Source organism: Streptomyces sp. NPDC058758 (assembly GCF_042746075.1).
Classification (GTDB): domain Bacteria; phylum Actinomycetota; class Actinomycetes; order Streptomycetales; family Streptomycetaceae; genus Streptomyces.
Window position 1 is genome coordinate 1 of record NZ_JBHYPS010000012.1, and the last position, 17,933, is coordinate 17,933.

The following is a 17,933-nucleotide window of genomic DNA, read 5'->3' on the forward strand; positions in this document are numbered from 1 at the left end:
GGGCAGGTCCTTATGTTAAACCGACCCCGGCACGCCCCGCGCGCACCCCGGGCGCGGCCGGCGGGCGGGCGGGCCCGCCCCCCCCCGCGGGGCCCCCCCCCCCCCCCGGGGCGGGGGGCCCACGGCGTTCTCGGGCCCGCGGGCCGGCCCCGCCGCCGGCCGGAGGGGCCGCGGGCGGGGCGGGCCGCCGGCTAGACGAACCGCTGGTTCGCGGAGCCGTCGCAGGTCTGGAGCCGGACCGGCTCCTTCGCCGCCCCCTGCGCGAGGCAGAGGCCGGTCGCGGCGGCGGGCCGGATGGTGGCGCCGTCGCGGACGAACCTCTGGTTGGCGGCGCCGGAGCAGTTCCAGATGATCAGCGCCTTGCCGGCCTGGTAGGCCGCGCCGGGCACATCCAGACAGCGGTCCTGGGTGAGTTCGGTGTGCAGGGTCTTGCGGGCGGAGTCGTACCACCAGCCCTGGTTGCGGCCGCCGTGGCAGTCCCAGCCGAGGACGGCGGTGCCGTTGGCGGACTCGGAGGCGTTCACGTCGAGGCAGTTGCCGGTCGCCTCGACCCTGAGCGGCTTGTAGACGTCGTCCCAGGCGAGCGGGAAGAGCGTCGGGGTGCCGGAGGAGTTCACGTCGGCGCAGCTCGCCTCGCGCAGGCCCGAGGCGTAGAGCTGGGTCAGGCAGGAGGCGAAGGCGGCGTGGCCGCTCTTGTTGGGGTGGAAGGACTGCCGGGTGGAGTTCTCGTCGATGCCGCCGGGCTTGGAGAGGTCGATGTACAGGCCCCGGGCCCAGGTGTCCTCCATGCAGACCTCGTGGCCGTGGAAGAGCCGCGAGTTGTCGAGGTAGACCGCGCCGGTGGAGGCGGCGACCTTGCGCATGCCGCGCTCGAAGGCGGGGACGGCGGTGTTGCGGCCCCACTTGGTGTCGGAGTCGTAGCCCATGCCGCCGCAGCTCAGCTTGCCGGGGAAGTTCGGGTTGTCGTGGAAGTCGGGGCCGATGGGGCTGGGGTAGCCCATGACGACGAGCTTGTAGTCGCCGTCGGCGTACCCGGCGTCGCGCATGACGGTCTTGAGGTCGCGGACGGTCTGCTCGACCTTGGGGACGAGGGCGTCGACGCGGGCCTGCCAGCCGGGGGCGTACTTCGGCTCACAGGTGCCCTGGCTGAGGACGTAGCGGGTGACGCAGTCGGTCATGACGGGGCCGAACTGGAGGTCGTCGTTGGCCCCGGCGACCAGCAGCACCATCTTGATGCGGGTGTTGCGGGCCTTGACGGCGAGGTTGTCGCTCTGGACCAGCTCGTCCGCGTACTGCTTGCTCCCGCCGATCCGGATGTTGCCGGTGTAGGCGCCGGAGCAGGACACGTTGAACGTGAGGTCGGCGGCGATCCCGGTGCGGTGGATGGCCGCGTCGGGCGAGCGGTGGCACCAGTTGGTGGGACCGTTGGTGGGCGACTCGTAACTGCCGACGCCCTCGCCGGAGATCTCGCTGTCGCCGAGCGAGATCAGGCCGGTCTTGCGCTGGTCGAGGGGCCGCTCCTCGGGGCTGCCGTAGATCTTCGTGGCCTCGGCGGCCCGGACGGCCTCCAGCTCGGGCGGGAGGGGTACGGAGGCGACGGCGGCCCTCGTACCCGGGTCGGCCGCTCCGGCGGGGGCGGCGGCGGTGAGGGAGCCGAGGGCGGCGGCGGCCGCGGCGACGGCGGCGATGGGCCACCGGAGTCTGTACCTGGTGCGCGTCATTGCGCCTCCTGGAAGTGGGGTTACCCACGGTTTTTACTGGCCGGTACGCGGCTTGGGAATACATCGAACAAGACAAGTGCTCATCTTTTTATGGAGGTTGAGTGATGACCGAGGACATGAAGAACGACGACGGCTACCGGATCGAGCACGACTCCATGGGCGAGGTCCGGGTCCCCGCGCACGCCAAGTGGCGGGCCCAGACCCAGCGGGCGGTGGAGAACTTCCCCGTCTCCGGCCAGCGCCTGGAGCGCGCCCACATCGAGGCCCTGGCCCGCGTCAAGGCCGCCGCCGCGAAGGTCAACGCCGAGCTGGGCGTGATCGACCGGGACCGGGCCGAGGCGATCGCGGCCGCCGCGGCGGAGGTCGCGGAGGGCCGCTGGGACGACCACTTCCCGGTCGACGTCTTCCAGACCGGCTCCGGCACCTCGTCCAACATGAACACCAACGAGGTCCTCGCCACCCTGGCAGGCGAGCGGCTCCCGGCCGACCGGGCGGTCCACCCCAACGACCACGTCAACGCCTCGCAGTCGTCCAACGACGTCTTCCCCTCCTCCATCCACATCGCGGCCACCGCCGCCGTCACCCGCGACCTGATCCCCGCCCTCGGCCACCTGGCCGACTCCCTGGAGCGAAAATCGGCCGAATTCGCGTCGGTCGTGAAGTCGGGCCGTACGCATCTGATGGACGCCACCCCGGTCACCCTCGGCCAGGAGTTCGGCGGCTACGCGGCCCAGATCAGGTACGGGATCGAACGGCTGCGCGCCTCCCTCCCCCGGCTCGCCGAACTCCCCCTCGGCGGCACCGCGGTGGGCACCGGCATCAACACCCCGCCCGGCTTCTCGGCCGCCGTCGTCGCCGAGCTGGCCCGCGCCACCGGCCTGCCCTTCACCGAGGCCCGCGACCACTTCGAGGCCCAGGGCGCCCGGGACGGCCTGGTGGAGACCTCCGGCCAGCTCAGGACCATCGCCGTCTCCCTGACCAAGATCGCCAACGATCTGCGCTGGATGGCCAGCGGCCCCCGCACCGGCCTGGCCGAGATCAACCTCCCCGACCTCCAGCCCGGCTCCTCGATCATGCCCGGCAAGGTCAACCCGGTGATCCCCGAGGCGGTCCTCATGGTCGCCGCCCAGGTCACCGGCAACGACACCACCGTCGCCGTGGCCGGCGCCGCCGGGAACTTCGAGCTCAACGTGATGCTCCCGGTGATGGCCAAGAACCTGCTGGAATCCGTGCGCCTCCTGGCCAACGCCTCCCGGCTGCTCGCCGACCGCACCGTCGACGGGATCACCGCCAACGCCGAGCGGGCCCGCGAGTACGCCGAGTCCTCCCCCTCCGTCGTCACCCCGCTCAACAAGTACATCGGCTACGAGGAGGCCGCCAAGGTCGCCAAGAGGTCCCTCGCCGAGCGGAAGACCATCCGCGAGGTCGTCCTGGAGTCCGGCTACGTGGACCGCGGCGACCTCACGCTCGAACAGCTCGACGAGGCCCTCGACGTCCTGCGCATGACCCGGCCGTGACCGCGCGGTGAAGCACGCCCGCCCCCCGCGTGACTCAAGCGTGACGCGCACCGCAGCGCGGGTGGGAGCGCGCCCCTAAGATCTGCGCATGACAGGATCGGACGGCTCGGGCGACATCCAGCACTGGGCGCCGGGGGAGCACATCCTCTGGCGCTACCGCGGCATCGGCACCGACGAGGTGCACATCTGCCGGCCGGTGACGGTCGTCCGCGACACGCCGGACCTGCTCGCCGTGTGGATGGCGCCCGGCACCGAGTGCGTCCGCCCGGTCCTCGCCGACGGCACCCCGGTCCACGACGAGCCGCTCGCCACCCGCTACACCGCGCCCCGGACCACCGAGCGGGCCCGCTGGGCCGGCAGCGGCGTCCTCAAGCTGGCCCGGCCCCACGACCCCTGGTCGGTCTGGCTGTTCTGGGACCGCGGCTGGCGCTTCCGCAGCTGGTACGTGAACCTGGAGGAGCCGCGCCGCCGCTGGGCCGGCGGGATCGACTCCGAGGACCACTTCCTCGACATCTCCGTCTACCCCGACCACAGCTGGCTCTGGCGCGACGAGGACGAGTTCGCCCAGGCCCAGCGGTCCGGCCTGATGGACGCCGCGCAGGCCGCCCGGGTGGAGGCCGCCGGGGCGGCGGCGGTCCGGCTCGTCGAGGAGTGGGGGACGCCCTTCCGGGACGGCTGGGAGGAGTGGCGGCCCGATCCCTCCTGGACCGTTCCCGTCCTGCCGGCGGACTGGGATCGCACTCCGGCGCACACGGCGCCATGAGACCCTTGATGCGCCCCCGGGGTCGAAACGTAGGATCGTCCTCCGCACGGCCGACACCGGGCGCGCACGACGTCACCGAGCGAACGCAGCACAGCAACTGACCACACGTCACCGCACGTCATCGATGAGGGGGAGAGCAGTGCCTGAGCTGTGCCCGGGTGGCGCGCCCCCCGCCCCTGCCGTCGTCCGCGGAGCGTCCGCACCCACCGCGAACACGGCCTCCGAGGGGTTTATCCCCGGCGAAGGCGCGGCATCGGCGAGAAGAGCGAGTGCATCGCACCACCGGCCCGGACGGACGGAATCCCACGCGTGACGGAGCATCCCACCTCCCACGAAGGCCGGCAGCCCCTGGCCGACCGGCCCCAGGAGCAGACGCGGCCCCGCCAGGAGGCCGCGCCCGCCGGCCTGCCCTCCGACATCCCCGCGCAGCCGACCGCACAGGTCCCCGACGCCCCGCCGCAGCCGGCCGGGCCGCCCGGTCCCGCGGTCGCGGTCGCCGTCTCCCCCAAGCCCCCGGGCGGGGAGGGCGGCGCGGCGGCGGCCGGCCGGCGCGAGGGCGACCGGCTGCGGTTCGTCGGCGCCGCGACGCGGCGGATCGCCCGCGGCCTCGACCCGGACGAGATCGTGCTCGGCCTGTGCCGGGCCACCGTGCCGACCTTCTCCGACGAGATCCTCGTCTACCTCCGCGACCCGCTGCCGGTGGGCGACGAGCGCCCGGTGGCGCCCTTCGTGCTGCGGCTGCGCCGCACCGACCGGCTGCGGTTAACGGACCTGGAGGGCGACGAACTCGTCCTCGTGCCCGATCCCGACCCGACCCCGGCCGCCGAGCTGTGCGAGGTGCGCTCCGGCAGCGCCCTCGCCGAGGTGCTCCGCGGGGTCCGGCCGGTCTTCGGCGACTCCGCCGCCGCCCGGACCGCCCTCGGCGAACTCCTCGGCCCGGAGCACCCGCTGCCCCGCGGGCTGCGGGCGATACTGGCTCCGCTGCGCGGCCGCCGGCGGGTGATCGGCGCCGCCGTCTTCCTGCGCCGCGCCGAGCAGCCCGCCTTCGACCCGGACGACCTGCTGGTCGGCGCCCAGCTGGCCACCCACACCGCGCTCGGCATCGACAAGGCGGTGCTGTACGGCCGGGAGGCGTACATCGCCGACGAGCTCCAGCGCACGATGCTGCCGGACTCGCTGCCGCAGCCGACCGGCGTCAAGCTCGCCTCGCGCTACCTCCCCGCGGCCGAGACGGCCCGGGTGGGCGGCGACTGGTACGACGCGATCCCGCTGCCCGGCAGCCGGGTCGCCCTGGTCGTGGGGGACGTCATGGGCCACTCCATGACCTCGGCCGCGATCATGGGCCAGCTGCGCACCACCGCGCAGACCCTGGCCGGGCTCGACCTGCCCCCGCAGGAGGTCCTGCACCACCTGGACGAGCAGGCCCAGCGGCTCGGCCAGGACCGGATGGCGACCTGCATGTACGCGGTCTACGACCCGGTCTCGCACCGGATCACGGTCGCCAACGCCGGTCATCCGCCGCCGATACTGCTCCACATGGATGGCCACGCCGAGGTGCTGCGGGTGCCCGCGGGCGCCCCGATCGGCGTGGGCGGGGTCGACTTCGAGGCGGTCGAGCTGGACGCCCCGGCCGGTGCCACCCTGCTGCTGTACACGGACGGGCTGGTGGAGTCCCGGCTGCGGGACGTGTGGACCGGGATCGAGCAGCTGCGGGAGCGGCTGACGGCGGCGGCCCGGCTGACCGGCCCCGACCACGCGCCGCCGCTGGAGGCGCTCTGCGACGACGTGCTCGACATGCTCGGGCCGGGCGACCGGGACGACGACATCGCGCTGCTCGCGGCCCGCTTCGACGGGATCGCGCCGAGCGACGTGGCGTACTGGTTCCTGGAACCGGAGGACGCGGCCCCGGGCCGGGCCCGCCGGCTGGCCCGGCGGGCGCTGGCCCGCTGGGACCTGGAGGAGCTGACGGACTCGGTCGAGCTGCTGATCAGCGAGGTCGTGACGAACGCGGTGCGGTACGCGGAGCGGCCGGTGACCCTGCGGCTGCTGCGGACCGACGTGCTGCGCTGCGAGGTCGGCGACGACTCCCCGCAGCTGCCCCGGCAGCGGCGGGCCCGCGAGACGGACGAGGGCGGGCGCGGCCTGTTCCTGGTGAACCGGCTGGCGCGGCGGTGGGGGGCGACCCGGCTGTCGGGCGGCAAGGTCGTCTGGTTCGAGCTGGCGACGCGGGCCTGACCCCGGCGCGCTTCGCACCGGTGGCGCGGGCCTGACCCCGGCGCGCTTCCGCCGGTGGCGCGGATCCGGCCCCGGTGCGTGGCGAAGGCCGGCCCCCTCGGGAGGGGCCGGCCTTCGTCGTGTCCGGGTGCGGGTCAGCCGGGCTGCTGGGTGGCGCGGGCGGGCGGGAGGATTCCCTGGTCGCCGCCGCTGTCGGGGCCCTCGGGGTCGGGCGGCTGGACGGTCGCCGTGTTCGTCGGCTCCCGGGTGGGTTCGCCGGTCGGGGTGGGCGGCGTGGTGACGGGGTCCTCGGTGCGCGTCGGCGGGGCCGTCGTCGGCGTGGTGGGCGGCGGGGTCGGCGCGGTGGTGGTGCGGGCCGGCGGGGTGGTGGCCGTGTGGGTCGGTTCCCGGGTGGGCTCGTCGGTCGCGGTGGGCGAGCCGGTCGCGGTCGGCTCGGTGTCGCGGCCGCCGTCGTAGTCGCCGGTCTCCAGGTCGAACTCGGCGTCGGAGCCGCCGTTCAGGGCGCGCTCGGTGTACGCGCCCCAGATCTTGGCGGGGACGCCGCCGCCGTTGGCCCGGCGGCCGGGGTCGACGGTGTCGGTGAGGGTGACCTGCTCGGCGATCTTGCCGGAGGTGTCCTCGCCGAAGAGGGCGACGGCGGTGACCAGTTCGGGGGTGTAGCCGACGAACCAGGCGGACCGGTTGTTCTCGGAGGTGCCGGTCTTGCCGGCGGCCTCGTAGTCGCCCGCGGCGCGGAAGCCGGAGCCGTTCTCGACGACGCCCCGCATGGCCTTGGTGACGGTGTCGGCGGCCCGGCGGCTGATGACCTGCTCGCCGGTCTGCCGGACGGTCTCGACCTGGCGGTCGCGGTGCTGGGCGGTCTTGACGAGGGCGGGGGTGATCTTCCGGCCGTGGTTGTCAAGGGTGGCGTAGACACCGGCCATGTCGAGGGTGGAGGCGCCCATGGTGCCGAGGGCCATGGCGGGGGTGGGGGCGAAGTCCTGGCCGTCCTTCATGCCGAGGGAGAGCGCGGTCTTCTTGGTCCTCTCGGCGCCGACGTCGACGATCATCTGGGCGTAGACCGCGTTGATGGACCTGTCGGTGGCCCGCTGGACGGAGACGGGACCGTAGGAGCGGTCGTCCTCGTTCTCGGGGGCGTAGGGGATCTTGCTGCCGACGACGGGGCGCTTGCTGTCGCCGTTGTAGATCGTGCCCAGGCCGATCTCGCGGCCGTCCTGGGTGGTGGCCCGGTTGTCGAGGGCGGAGGCGAGGACGATCGGCTTGAAGGTGGAGGCGGGCTGGAAGTCGCGCCGGGTGGCGTTGGACATCCAGTGCTCGGTGGCGCCGACGCCGCCGTACATCGCGACGACCGCGCCGGTCTCCGGGTCGACGGAGGTGGCGCCGGCCTGGACGGTGGCGGCCTTCTTGTCGCCCTTGCGGTCGAGCTTGGCCTCGAGTTCCTTGTCGACGGCGGCGACGAGGTCCTTCTGCTTGCCCTCGTCGATGTTGAGGGTGATCGTCCAGCCGCCGGCCTTGATGTCCTCCTCGCTGACGCCCTGGCGCATCAGCTCCTGGTTGGCGGCCTCGACGATGTAGCCGGTCTGGCCCTCCATGCCGGGGAGCGGCTTGGGCTCCCGGGGGACGGGGAACTTCAGGCCGGCGCGCTCGGCGGCGGGCAGCCAGCCCATCTCGACCATGTTGTCGAGGACGTAGTTCCAGCGCTCCTCGACGAGCTTGCGGCCGGTGGCGCTGGCGGAGGTCCAGTCGTACTGGTTGGGGGCCTGGAGCAGCGAGGCGAGGTAGGCGCCCTGGGCGGTGGTGAGCTTGGCGGCGTCGGTGCCGTAGTACGAGCGGGCGGCGGCCTGGATGCCGTAGGCGGAGCGGCCGTAGTAGCTGGTGTTGATGTAGCCGGCCAGGATGTCGGACTTGGACATCTCCTCGTCGACCTTGACGGCGATGACCATCTCCTTGAGCTTGCGGGTCGCCGTCTGGTCCTGGCTCAGGTAGAAGTTCTTGACGTACTGCTGGGTGATCGTGGAGCCGCCCTGCTTGCCCTTGCCGGTGAGGGTGTTCCAGGCGGCGCGGGTGGTGCCCTTGATGTCGACGCCGTGGTCCTTGTAGAAGGTCTTGTTCTCGGCGGCGACGAAGGCCCGTTGGACGGGGAGCGGGATCTTCTCCAGGCCCACGATCTCGCGGTTGATCTCGCCGGTGCGGGCGAGGATCTTGCCGTTGGAGTACTGGTAGATGTTGCTCTGCATGGTCGCCTCGGCGTTGGCCGAGGGGACGGGGACCAGCAGGTAGACGGTGTAGAGCGCGCCCGCGCCGATGAGGCAGAACACGAAGAGGGTGCCCAGGATCTTCTTCCAGGTGAAGAGGCGGCGTATGCCGCGTTTCTTCGCCTTCTCGTCCGGTCGGCCCATGTCGCGTGTCGCTCCGCTCGTCGTGTGTCCCGTCGTCCCCGGTCCGGCGTCGCGCCGGATCAGCTCAGCAAGCTAACACCGACACTGTGGACATAGGGCAACCGATCACGTCTTTTCAGGACGTGAGAATCAGCACCCACTCCCAGGGGAACCGACGCCCGGGCGGTCGTGATGGTTGCGTGAAGAACCGGTTCCGCTTTTGCGGGCACCCCCTCTCTCCACCCCTCCCCGCCCCGCTCCCACGGCTATACAACGTGCGTATACACACCGTGTACAGTGGCGCCATGTCCATCGGTCACACCCTCCTCGGCCTCCTCGAAGCGGGCCCGCGCCACGGCTACGACCTCAAGCGCACCTTCGACGAGCGGTTCGGCCACGACCGGCCGCTCCACTACGGCCAGGTCTACTCGACGATGTCCCGCCTCCTGAAGAACGGCCTCGTCGTCGTCGAAGGCATCGAGCCCGGCGGCGGGCCCGAGCGCAAGCGGTACGCGATCACCGACGCCGGCATCACCGACGTCGCCGCCTGGCTCGCGACCCCCGAGAAGCCGGAGCCGTACCTCCAGTCCACGCTCTACACCAAGGTCGTCCTCGCCCTGATGACCGGCCGCGGGGCGGCCGGGCTGCTCGACGCCCAGCGCGCCGAGCACCTGCGCCTGATGCGCGAGCTCACCCGGCGCAAGAAGGACGGCGACCTCGCCGACCAGCTCATCTGCGACCACGCCCTCTTCCACCTGGAGGCCGACCTGCGCTGGCTGGAACTGACCGCCGCCCGGCTGGACCGGCTCGCCGAGGAGGTCCGCCGATGAGCACCGCCCCGCTCCTGGAGGCCACCGGCCTGTCCAAGGCGTACGGCCCCACCACCGCGCTCTCCGGGGCGGACTTCGCCCTGCGCGCGGGCGAGGTCGTCGCCGTCATGGGCCCCTCCGGCTCCGGCAAGTCCACCCTGCTGCACTGCCTCGCCGGCATCGTCCGTCCCGACGCGGGCACCCTCGCCTACGACGGGCGCGACCTCACCGCCCTCTCCGACTCGGCCCGCAGCGCCCTGCGCCGCACCGACTTCGGCTTCGTCTTCCAGTTCGGCCAGCTCGTCCCCGAGCTCACCTGCGTGGAGAACGTCGCCCTGCCGCTCCGGCTGAACGGCGAGAAGCGGAAGGCGGCCGAGGCCCGGGCCGTCGAGTGGCTCGCCCGCCTGGAGGTCGACGACACCGCGGCCAAGCGGCCCGGCGAGATATCCGGCGGCCAGGGCCAGCGGGTCGCCGTCGCCCGCGCCCTCGTCACCGCCCCGCGCGTGATCTTCGCCGACGAACCGACCGGCGCCCTCGACTCGCTCAACGGCGAACGCGTGATGCACCTGCTCACCGACGCCTCCCGGGACACCGGCGCGGCCGTCGTCCTCGTCACCCACGAGGCCCGCGTCGCCGCCTGGTCCGACCGCGAGGTCGTCGTCCGCGACGGCTCGGTCCGCTCCGCGGAGTGGGCCGCGTGAGCCCGCGGATCTGGGTCCGCGACCTCGCCCTCGGCGCCCGCTTCGCCACCGGCGGAGGCCGCTCCGGAGTGCTCCGCACCCTGCTCACCGCCCTCGGCGTCGGCTTCGGCACGGCCCTGCTCCTGCTCGCCTCCTCGCTGCCGAACATGTTCTTCCAGCGCGAGGTCAGGGAGTCGGCCCGGGCCCCCGACGCCAGCCACCGGACGATCGAGGAGCCCGGCGCCGGGACCTTCCTGTACTACACCCAGTACAGCTCCTACCGGGGCGCCTCCCTCTCCGGCCTGCTCCTCAAGCCCGAGGGTCCCGAGGCCCCCGTGCCGCCCGGCACCGACCGCGTGCCCGCCGCGGGCGAGATGCTGGTCTCCCCCGCCCTCGGCCGGCTGCTCGACTCCCCCGGGGGCACCCTCCTCCAGAAGCGGCTGCCGTACCGGATCGCGGGCACGATCGGCGAGGCCGGGCTGATCGGCCCGAACGAACTGCGCTACGTCGCCCACGCCCCGTTCCTCACCACCGACAACTACGACGGGCGCGGGAAGCGCTACGGCTGGTCGGTGCCCGAGGAGCCGACGAACGCCTTCCTGCTCCTCCTCGTCGTCATCGCCTACGTGGTGCTGCTGCTGCCGGTCCTCGTCTTCATCGCCACCGCCGCCCGCTTCGGCGGCGAGCAGCGCGACCGCAGGCTCGCCGCGCTCCGGCTCGTCGGCGCGGACAACGCCACCACCCGGCGGATCGCGGCCGGCGAGTCGCTCGCGGGCGCCCTGCTCGGCCTGGCCGTCGGCGCCGGACTCTTCCTGGCCGCCCGGCAGTTCGCCGGAACCGTCGAGATCTGGGACGTCAACGCCTTCCCGTCCGACGTCGTCCCGCAGACCCTGCTCGCGCTCCTCGTCCTCGCCGTGGTGCCGGTCGCCTCGGTGGTGGTCACCCTCCTCGCCCTGCGCGGGGTGGCGATCGAGCCGCTGGGCGTGGTGCGGACCTCCACCCCGCGCCGCCGCCGGCTGTGGTGGCGGCTGCTGATCCTCGCCGCCGGAGCCGCGCTGCTCGCCCCGGCGATCGGCGACATCCGGGTCGAGGACACCACCATCGACACCGTCACCATCGGCGCGGGCACCGTCCTGGTCCTGATCGGCCTGACCGGCCTGCTGCCGTGGCTGGTCGAGGCGGTGGTGAAGCGGCTGCGCGGCGGCCCGGTCTCCTGGCAGCTCGCCGTGCGCCGGCTCCAGCTGTCCAGCGGCACCGCGGCCCGGGCGGTCAGCGGGATCGTGGTCGCGGCGGCCGGGGCGATCGCGCTCCAGATGCTCTTCCAGTCGATGGAGCACACCTTCACCGCCGAGACCGGCGAGGACACCAGCCGGGCCCAGCTCGTCACCACGCTGAACGCCCGGAACGGCGACGAGGCCCGCCGGACCATCGACCGGCTCGGCACCGTCGAGGGGGTCACCGGCGTGATCGGCACCGTCGACGCGCACGTCTACCGGCCCGGTCCGCTGAAGCCCGGCGAGGACTTCTCCCCGCTCACCCCGCTGTCCGTCGGCGACTGCTCCTCGCTGCGCGAGTACGCCGTCCTGCCCTCCTGCGCGGACGGGGACGTCTTCCTGCTGGTGCCGCCGAAGGACGCCCCCGGCGCCCCGGGCGCCCACTGGACCCGGGAGGCGGCCGGCCCCGGCGACCGGGTCGCGCTCCGCGACCCCGGCGAGCACGAGGGGACCGTGCCGCTGTGGCGGATCCCCGCCGACAGCCGGACCGTGACGGCCCGCCCCGACCCCACCGGACTGTTGCGCTTCGGCCTCCTCGCCACCCCGAAGTCGATCGACGCGGCCCGCCTCGACGATCCGCGCGCCCAGGTGATGGTCCGCGTCGACCCGGCCGTCCCGGACGCCTCCGAGCTGGTGCGGAACGCGGCCCTGGAGATCGACCCGACCACCACCGTCCGCGGGCTGAGCGACACCGAGCAGGCCAGCCGCTTCCTCAGCATCCGCACCGGCATCCTCGTCGGCTCCACCCTGACGATGCTGCTGGTGGCGGCCTCGCTGCTGGTCACGACCCTGGAGCAGCTGCGGGACCGCAAGCGGCTGCTCTCCTCGCTGGTCGCCTTCGGCACCCGCCGCACCACCCTGGGCCGTTCGGTGCTGTGGCAGACGGCGGTGCCGATCGCCCTCGGCCTGGCCCTCGCGGTGGCGGGCGGCCTCGGCCTCGGCTCGGTCCTGCTGGCGATGACCGGCCAGCCGGTCCGTGACTGGTGGGCCTTCCTGCCCGTCGTCGGCATCGGCGCCGCCCTGATCGCCGCGGTGACGCTGCTGAGCCTGCCGCCGCTGTGGCGCCTGATGCGCGCGGACGGCCTGCGCACGGAGTAACCCGGCGGGCGGATGTACGAGGAAGGGGCGCGGGTTCCTGGCACCGGGGGGTGTCAGGAGGCCGCGCCCCGGCGCGTGCGGAGGGCCGGGGGCCTCACGCGTCCGCGCCCAGCACCCGGACGGGAAGCGCCTCCAGCTCCTCGCGCAGGGCCCCCGCCAGTTCCTCGAACTCGGACTGGCGGGCCGCGCCGGCCCGCATCGCGAGGGCGATCCGGCGGGAGGGCGCCGGGGCGCTGAAGGAGCCCGTGCACAGGGCGGTGTTGCGGGCGGTCTCGACGGAGACGGCGGTCCGCGGCAGCAGCGTCACGCCGAGCCCGCCGGCGACCAGCTGGACCAGGGTCGACAGGCCGGCCGCCGTGGTGGTGACCTCGGCCCCGTCCTCGCGCCCGGCCTCGCGGCAGACGTCGAGGGCCTGGTCCCGCAGGCAGTGCCCCTCGTCGAGCAGCAGCAGCCGCAGCTCCCTGAGGGCCTCGCGCGGGATGTCGTCCCGCCCGGCCAGCGGATGGCCCTGCCCGGTGACGAGCACGAAGTCCTCGTCGAAGAGGGGGAGTTCGGTGACGCTGGGCACACCGAGCGGGACGGCGAGGAGCAGCAGGTCGAGGCGCCCCGCGGCCAGCCCCTCCAGCAGGGAGGAGGTCTGCTCCTCGTGGACCTGGAGGTCGAGCTCGGGGTAGCGGCGGTGGGTCAGCCGCAGCACGGCCGGCAGCAGGTAGGGCGCGACGGTCGGGATGACGCCCAGCCGCAGCGCCCCGGTGAAGGGGGCGCGCGCCCCCTCCGCCTCGTCCATCAGCTCGGCGACCGCGTCGAGGACGGCCCGCGTCCGGACCGCCAGCCGCTCCCCCGCGGGCGAGAGCAGCACCTTCCGGGTGGTCCGCTCCAGGAGCTGGACACCGAGTGCCTCTTCGAGTGCCGAAACCGCGCCCGACAGTGCGGGCTGACTCATGCCGATGGCCGCCGCCGCGTCACGGAAGTGCAGGTGCTCGGCCACGGCCGCAAAGGCCCTGAGCTGGGAAAGGCTGGGCTGTTTGGCGCGCTGGGCGCCGTGCTGGGGGCCGTACGGGGAAGCCACTGATAACCACCTTCGATCAACACGACCCACTCTAGCTATTTCCCTGATCAATGCACTGCGTGCCATGCTGTGATCCGTCCAACCCCTCATGGAAGCCCCCAAAAGGGACCCTTCCGTCTCGCAAGGAGAGCGCGTGCTCACTGTCGGTGACCAGTTCCCCACCTACGACCTGACCGCCTGCGTGTCGCTGGAGAGCGGCAAGGAGTTCGAGCAGATCGACCACAAGTCCTACGAGGGCAAGTGGCGCGTGGTGTTCTTCTGGCCGAAGGACTTCACCTTCGTCTGCCCGACCGAGATCGCCGCGTTCGGCAAGCTGAACGACGAGTTCGCCGACCGCGACGCCCAGATCCTCGGCGTCTCGGGCGACTCCGAGTTCGTCCACCACGCCTGGCGCAAGGACCACGCCGACCTGCGTGACCTGCCCTTCCCGATGCTCGCCGACTCGAAGCACGAGCTCATGCGCGACTGCGGCGTCGAGGGTGCGGACGGCTTCGCCCAGCGTGCCGTCTTCATCGTGGACCCGAACAACGAGATCCAGTTCACCATGGTGACCGCCGGTTCCGTCGGCCGTAACCCGAAGGAGGTCCTGCGGGTCCTCGACGCCCTGCAGACCGACGAGCTCTGCCCCTGCAACTGGAACAAGGGCGAGTCCACCCTGGACGCCGGCGCGCTCCTGGCCGGTGAGTGAGCATGGCCCTCGATGAGCTGAAGTCCGCCATACCGGACTTCGCCAAGGACCTGAAGCTGAACCTCGGCTCGGTCATCGGCAACAGCGAGCTGCCGCAGCAGCAGCTCTGGGGCACCGTCCTCGCCTGCGCGATCGCCTCGCGCTCGCCGAAGGTGCTCAAGGAGCTGGAGCCGGAGGCGCAGGCGAACCTCAAGCCCGAGGCGTACCAGGCCGCCAAGTCCGCCGCCGCCATCATGGCGATGAACAACGTCTTCTACCGGACCCGGCACCTGCTGTCGGACCCCGAGTACGGGACGATGCGGGCCGGCCTGCGGATGAACGTCATCGGCAACCCGGGCGTCGAGAAGGTCGACTTCGAGCTCTGGTCGCTGGCCGTCTCCGCGATCAACGGCTGCGGCCAGTGCCTGGACTCGCACGAGCAGGTCCTGCGCAAGGCCGGCGTCGACCGCGAGACGATCCAGGAGGCGTTCAAGATCGCCGCGGTGATCCAGGCGGTCGCCGTCACCCTGGACGCGGAGGCCGTCCTCGCCGAGTAGCCTTCGGCGACCGTACGGAGGAAGGGCCCCGGAGCACGCCGCTCCGGGGCCCTTCCTCCGTCACTTCCTGAGCGCCGCGAGCAGCGCGAGGGCGTCCTGGCTCAGCGGGACGTCGAGCCCGGTGAGGTCGGGCGCCCCGCGCTCGGTCACCTCTCCGTTCTCGTCCTCGATGTAGTTGCGGTAGAGGGAGAACTCCAGGACGGCCTGCCCGTCGAGCACCCACATCCTTCCGCCGTCCTCGCTGCCGCTGAAGAACGCCTGCTCGCCGACGCCCCCGATCGGCTCCGTCAGGTCGTGCTGCTTCGCCCGCGCCGCGAACTCGGGCCCCGGATCGGTCTGCTTGTGCAGGGTGTAGGTGATCTCGACACCCTGCTGGCGCTCGCCCTCGCCGAATTCGGCCGAGCAGGAGCTCTCGCTCATCGCCGGCTCGTCCAGGTACGGGCCGGTCCCGCCGGAGCCGCTCCGGTCGCCGAGGACCGCTTCCAGGCCCTTCAGTTCGGCCCGCTCGCACAGGTCCTCGACCGACTCGTACCCCCGCAGGTCCACGCCCTCCGGCTGCCGCTGCCCGGCGTGGTACGCGTACAGTCCGCCGCCCCACAGCACCGAGGCGGCCAGGGCGCCGCCGAGCGCCCACCGCCAGGGCGGCCGGGCCCGGCGCGGACGCGGCGCCCGCTCCTCGGTCAGCACCTCGGTGGCCTCGAAGGGGGCCCCGCCCTCCAGTTCGGGCTCGGATATCACGCCCGCCCCTTCCGCTCCGGCGAGCCGGGCGCCGGGGTCGGGGCCACCCCGAAGGCGGTCGCGCCGCGCGGCTCGGGCGCGGTGAGCAGCGCCGGTTCGTGGCTCCACGCCTTGAGGTAGCCGACGACGGTGTTGGCGACCGCGACGAGCGGGACCGCCACGACGGCGCCGCCGATGCCGGCGGTCAGTCCGCCGGCGGCGACCGCGAGGACCACGGCCAGCGGGTGGACGCGGACGGCCCGGCCGAGGATGAACGGCTGGAGGACGTGGCCCTCGATCTGCTGCACGGCGAGGACCACCAGGAGCACGCCGAGCGCGGTGCCCGGCCCGTTGGTGACCAGGGCGACGATCACGGCGAGGGCGCCGGAGATGACGGCGCCGACGAGCGGGATGAAGGCGAAGAGGAAGATGAAGACGGCGAGCGGGACCGCCATCGGCACGTCGAGGAAGTAGAGCCCGAGGCCGATGAAGACCGCGTCGATCAGGGCGACCAGGACGGTGCCGCGCACGTAGGCGGTGAGGGTGCGCCAGGCGCGCGGGCCGGCGCCGGCGACCCCCGGACGGGCCTGCGCCGGGACGAGCTTGAGCGTCCACTCCCAGACCCGCTTCCCGTCGTAGAGCAGGAAGAGGGTGGAGAACATCGCGAGCAGTATGCCGGTCATGGTCTCGACGATCACGGTCACGCCCTGGAGCCCGGCGGAGGTGATCTGCTCGGCGTTGGCGCCGATGGTGTCGCTGAGGTTCTTGGCGATGTCGTTGATCTGGCGCTCGGTCACGTGGAAGGGGCTGTCGAGGAGCCAGCGCTTGAGCTCCTCGATGCCGTCCCTGACCCGGTCGGTGAGGTTGTCGATGTTGTCCATCACCTGCCAGACCACGAACCAGCCGACGAGCCCCATCACGACGAAGCCGGCGGTGGCGGTGAGGGCGGTGGCGAGTCCGCGCGGCACGCCCATGCCCCGCAGCCGGGCGACGGTCGGCTGGAGCAGGGCGGTCACCAGGAGCGCGGCGACGAAGGCGAGGACGACGAGCTGGACGGAGCTGATGACCCGCATCAGCACCCAGACCGTGCCGGCGAGGACGAGCAGCCGCCAGCCGGCCTCGCCGGCGACGCGCAGGCCCCACGGGATGGCGGAGACGGGGTCGGGCCGGGCGGGGACGGCGGGGGCGTAGGCCGGCGGGGCCGGTACGGTACGGCCCTCGGCGACGGCGGTCCCGCCGGCGGGAGCGGCGTGCTCCGCGGCGGGGCCGGCCCCGGGGGTGCCGGAAGGTTCCTCCGGGGGCGCCACGGGCTCCGGACCGGGCGTCAGCGGCGGCCTCTCGTAGGGCGGTCCGTCCGGTCCGCCCCGCTCGGCCTCGGCGCGCCGGGCGTCCAGCTCCGTCCCGATGCGGCCGATGCCCTCGCCGATCCGGCTCAGCCATCGTGGCAGTCTCGACATCTCGTCCTTCTTCCCCCCGTACGGTCCCTGGCAACCTACACGCAGGAAGCCCCGCACCGTAGGACGGTGCGGGGCTTGCCGGGGTTGAGCGCGCGCCGGTCTAGTACCAGCGGTTGGCCTGCCAGAACGACCAGGCGCCGCAGGGGCTGCCGTAGCGGCCGTTCATATAGCTGAGGCCCCACTTGATCTGGGTGGCGGGGTTGGACTGCCAGTCGGCGCCGGCCGAGGACATCTTCGAGCCGGGCAGCGCCTGGACGAGGCCGTAGGCGCCCGACGACGGGTTGGTCGCGCGGTAGTTCCAGCCGGACTCGTGGTCCACGATGTTGCTGAAGCACTGGAACTGCGAGGCCGGGATCATCTGGCGGGCGATCGCCTTGACCTCGGAGATGGAGTACGAGCCCTGGGCGGAGAAGCTCGACGCGTCGCGGACGGAGTCGCGGCTGGCGCGCTCGGCCTCCGCCTTCTCGCGGGCCTCCCGCTCCTCGCGCTCCTTCTTCTCCTGCGCGGCCTTCTCGTCGGCGGCCTTCTTCTTGGCCTCCGCGTCCTCGGCGGCCTTGAGGCGGGCGGCCTCCTCGGCGTTCTTGCGCACGGTGGCGTCCGCGGCGGCGGCCTGGACGTCGGCCTGCTCGGCGAGGGAGGCGACCTGTACCTGCGCCTGCGCGCCCGCGGGGATGTCCGCGAGCAGCGTGCTGTCGGCCGCGGCGGCCTCGAAGTTGTCGTCAGAGGTGGCCTGGGCGGCGTTGCCCGTGGCAACTCCGACGACGGCGCCGACGGTGGTGACCGCAGTGGCAGACGCCACCGCGAATCCCCGGACCGAGATCCGGCTCACACGGTTTCCTTCCAGCATCGCCCACAGCGGTGACCACGCGGGCGAAATCGTGCCCCTCGCGCTGGTCTTCGTCGTACCGGGTCACAGAAGACACGGGCCCGTGGTGCTGTGGGCGGCATACGGCGACGGTTGTGGAGTTGTGTGGTGCTGTTGCGCCCCCCT

At 73.0% G+C, this 17,933-nt stretch carries 14 protein-coding genes; 8 read left to right on the plus strand and 6 right to left on the minus strand.

What is annotated here, in order from left to right:
- Window positions 1-191: 191 nt before the first annotated feature.
- A complete protein-coding gene (locus ACFW6A_RS16735) occupies window positions 192-1,721 on the minus strand; it encodes a ricin-type beta-trefoil lectin domain protein (RefSeq protein WP_351844430.1) in 1,530 nt (509 codons plus the stop codon).
- Between the two features lie 104 nt (window positions 1,722-1,825).
- On the opposite strand from ACFW6A_RS16735, the gene ACFW6A_RS16740 reads away from it, so the two are divergent.
- The 3 genes from ACFW6A_RS16740 (at window position 1,826) to ACFW6A_RS16750 (ending at window position 6,236) form a co-directional block, all read left to right on the plus strand.
- The gene (locus tag ACFW6A_RS16740; protein WP_386641200.1) at window positions 1,826-3,238 is read left to right on the plus strand and encodes a class II fumarate hydratase; all 1,413 of its coding nucleotides are present in this window, start codon (window positions 1,826-1,828) and stop codon (window positions 3,236-3,238) included.
- A gap of 88 nt (window positions 3,239-3,326) precedes the next feature.
- Complete coding sequence (locus ACFW6A_RS16745; RefSeq protein WP_351844434.1) at window positions 3,327-4,001, plus strand: DUF402 domain-containing protein; 675 nt, start codon at window positions 3,327-3,329, stop codon at window positions 3,999-4,001.
- 309 nt (window positions 4,002-4,310) lie between these two features.
- Entirely contained in the window at window positions 4,311-6,236 is a 1,926-nt protein-coding gene (locus tag ACFW6A_RS16750) for an ATP-binding SpoIIE family protein phosphatase (RefSeq protein ID WP_351844436.1), read from the plus strand.
- A gap of 134 nt (window positions 6,237-6,370) precedes the next feature.
- On the opposite strand, the gene ACFW6A_RS16755 is transcribed toward ACFW6A_RS16750, so the two are convergent.
- The gene (locus tag ACFW6A_RS16755; RefSeq protein WP_351844438.1) at window positions 6,371-8,635 is read right to left on the minus strand and encodes a transglycosylase domain-containing protein; all 2,265 of its coding nucleotides are present in this window, start codon (window positions 8,633-8,635) and stop codon (window positions 6,371-6,373) included.
- Between the two features lie 284 nt (window positions 8,636-8,919).
- On the opposite strand from ACFW6A_RS16755, the gene ACFW6A_RS16760 reads away from it, so the two are divergent.
- The 3 genes from ACFW6A_RS16760 to ACFW6A_RS16770 are packed head-to-tail and all read left to right on the plus strand — an operon-like array spanning window position 8,920 to window position 12,475.
- A complete protein-coding gene (locus ACFW6A_RS16760) occupies window positions 8,920-9,444 on the plus strand; it encodes a PadR family transcriptional regulator (RefSeq protein WP_351844440.1) in 525 nt (174 codons plus the stop codon).
- Entirely contained in the window at window positions 9,441-10,124 is a 684-nt protein-coding gene (locus ACFW6A_RS16765; RefSeq protein WP_351844442.1) for an ABC transporter ATP-binding protein, read from the plus strand. The genes ACFW6A_RS16760 and ACFW6A_RS16765 overlap by 4 nt, the downstream gene beginning before the upstream one ends.
- On the plus strand, window positions 10,112-12,475 hold the full coding sequence (locus tag ACFW6A_RS16770; protein ID WP_386641205.1) for an FtsX-like permease family protein: 2,364 nt from the start codon (window positions 10,112-10,114) through the stop codon (window positions 12,473-12,475). Before ACFW6A_RS16765 ends, ACFW6A_RS16770 begins: the two co-directional genes overlap by 13 nt.
- 94 nt (window positions 12,476-12,569) lie before the next feature.
- Here the strand turns inward: ACFW6A_RS16770 and ACFW6A_RS16775 are convergent, their stop codons facing one another.
- Window positions 12,570-13,544 (minus strand): LysR substrate-binding domain-containing protein, encoded by a 975-nt coding sequence (locus ACFW6A_RS16775; RefSeq protein ID WP_351844446.1) that lies wholly within the window; start codon window positions 13,542-13,544, stop codon window positions 12,570-12,572.
- A gap of 133 nt (window positions 13,545-13,677) precedes the next feature.
- Here ACFW6A_RS16775 and ACFW6A_RS16780 point away from each other — a divergent pair, with 133 nt between their 5' ends.
- Both ACFW6A_RS16780 and ACFW6A_RS16785 read left to right on the plus strand, forming a co-directional pair.
- Complete coding sequence (locus tag ACFW6A_RS16780) at window positions 13,678-14,232, plus strand: peroxiredoxin (protein WP_351844448.1); 555 nt, start codon at window positions 13,678-13,680, stop codon at window positions 14,230-14,232.
- Between the two features lie 2 nt (window positions 14,233-14,234).
- Complete coding sequence (locus tag ACFW6A_RS16785; protein ID WP_351844450.1) at window positions 14,235-14,768, plus strand: alkyl hydroperoxide reductase; 534 nt, start codon at window positions 14,235-14,237, stop codon at window positions 14,766-14,768.
- 60 nt (window positions 14,769-14,828) lie between these two features.
- Here the strand turns inward: ACFW6A_RS16785 and ACFW6A_RS16790 are convergent, their stop codons facing one another.
- The 3 genes from ACFW6A_RS16790 to ACFW6A_RS16800 all read right to left on the minus strand — a co-directional run bounded on the left by ACFW6A_RS16790 (window position 14,829) and on the right by ACFW6A_RS16800 (window position 17,771).
- On the minus strand, window positions 14,829-15,506 hold the full coding sequence (locus ACFW6A_RS16790) for a hypothetical protein (RefSeq protein ID WP_386484662.1): 678 nt from the start codon (window positions 15,504-15,506) through the stop codon (window positions 14,829-14,831).
- Window positions 15,503-16,942, minus strand: a complete 1,440-nt coding sequence (locus ACFW6A_RS16795; RefSeq protein ID WP_386641208.1) for an AI-2E family transporter — start codon at window positions 16,940-16,942, stop codon at window positions 15,503-15,505. Before ACFW6A_RS16795 ends, ACFW6A_RS16790 begins: the two co-directional genes overlap by 4 nt.
- A gap of 100 nt (window positions 16,943-17,042) precedes the next feature.
- Window positions 17,043-17,771 (minus strand): transglycosylase SLT domain-containing protein, encoded by a 729-nt coding sequence (locus ACFW6A_RS16800; RefSeq protein ID WP_351844456.1) that lies wholly within the window; start codon window positions 17,769-17,771, stop codon window positions 17,043-17,045.
- Window positions 17,772-17,933: the final 162 nt, after the last annotated feature.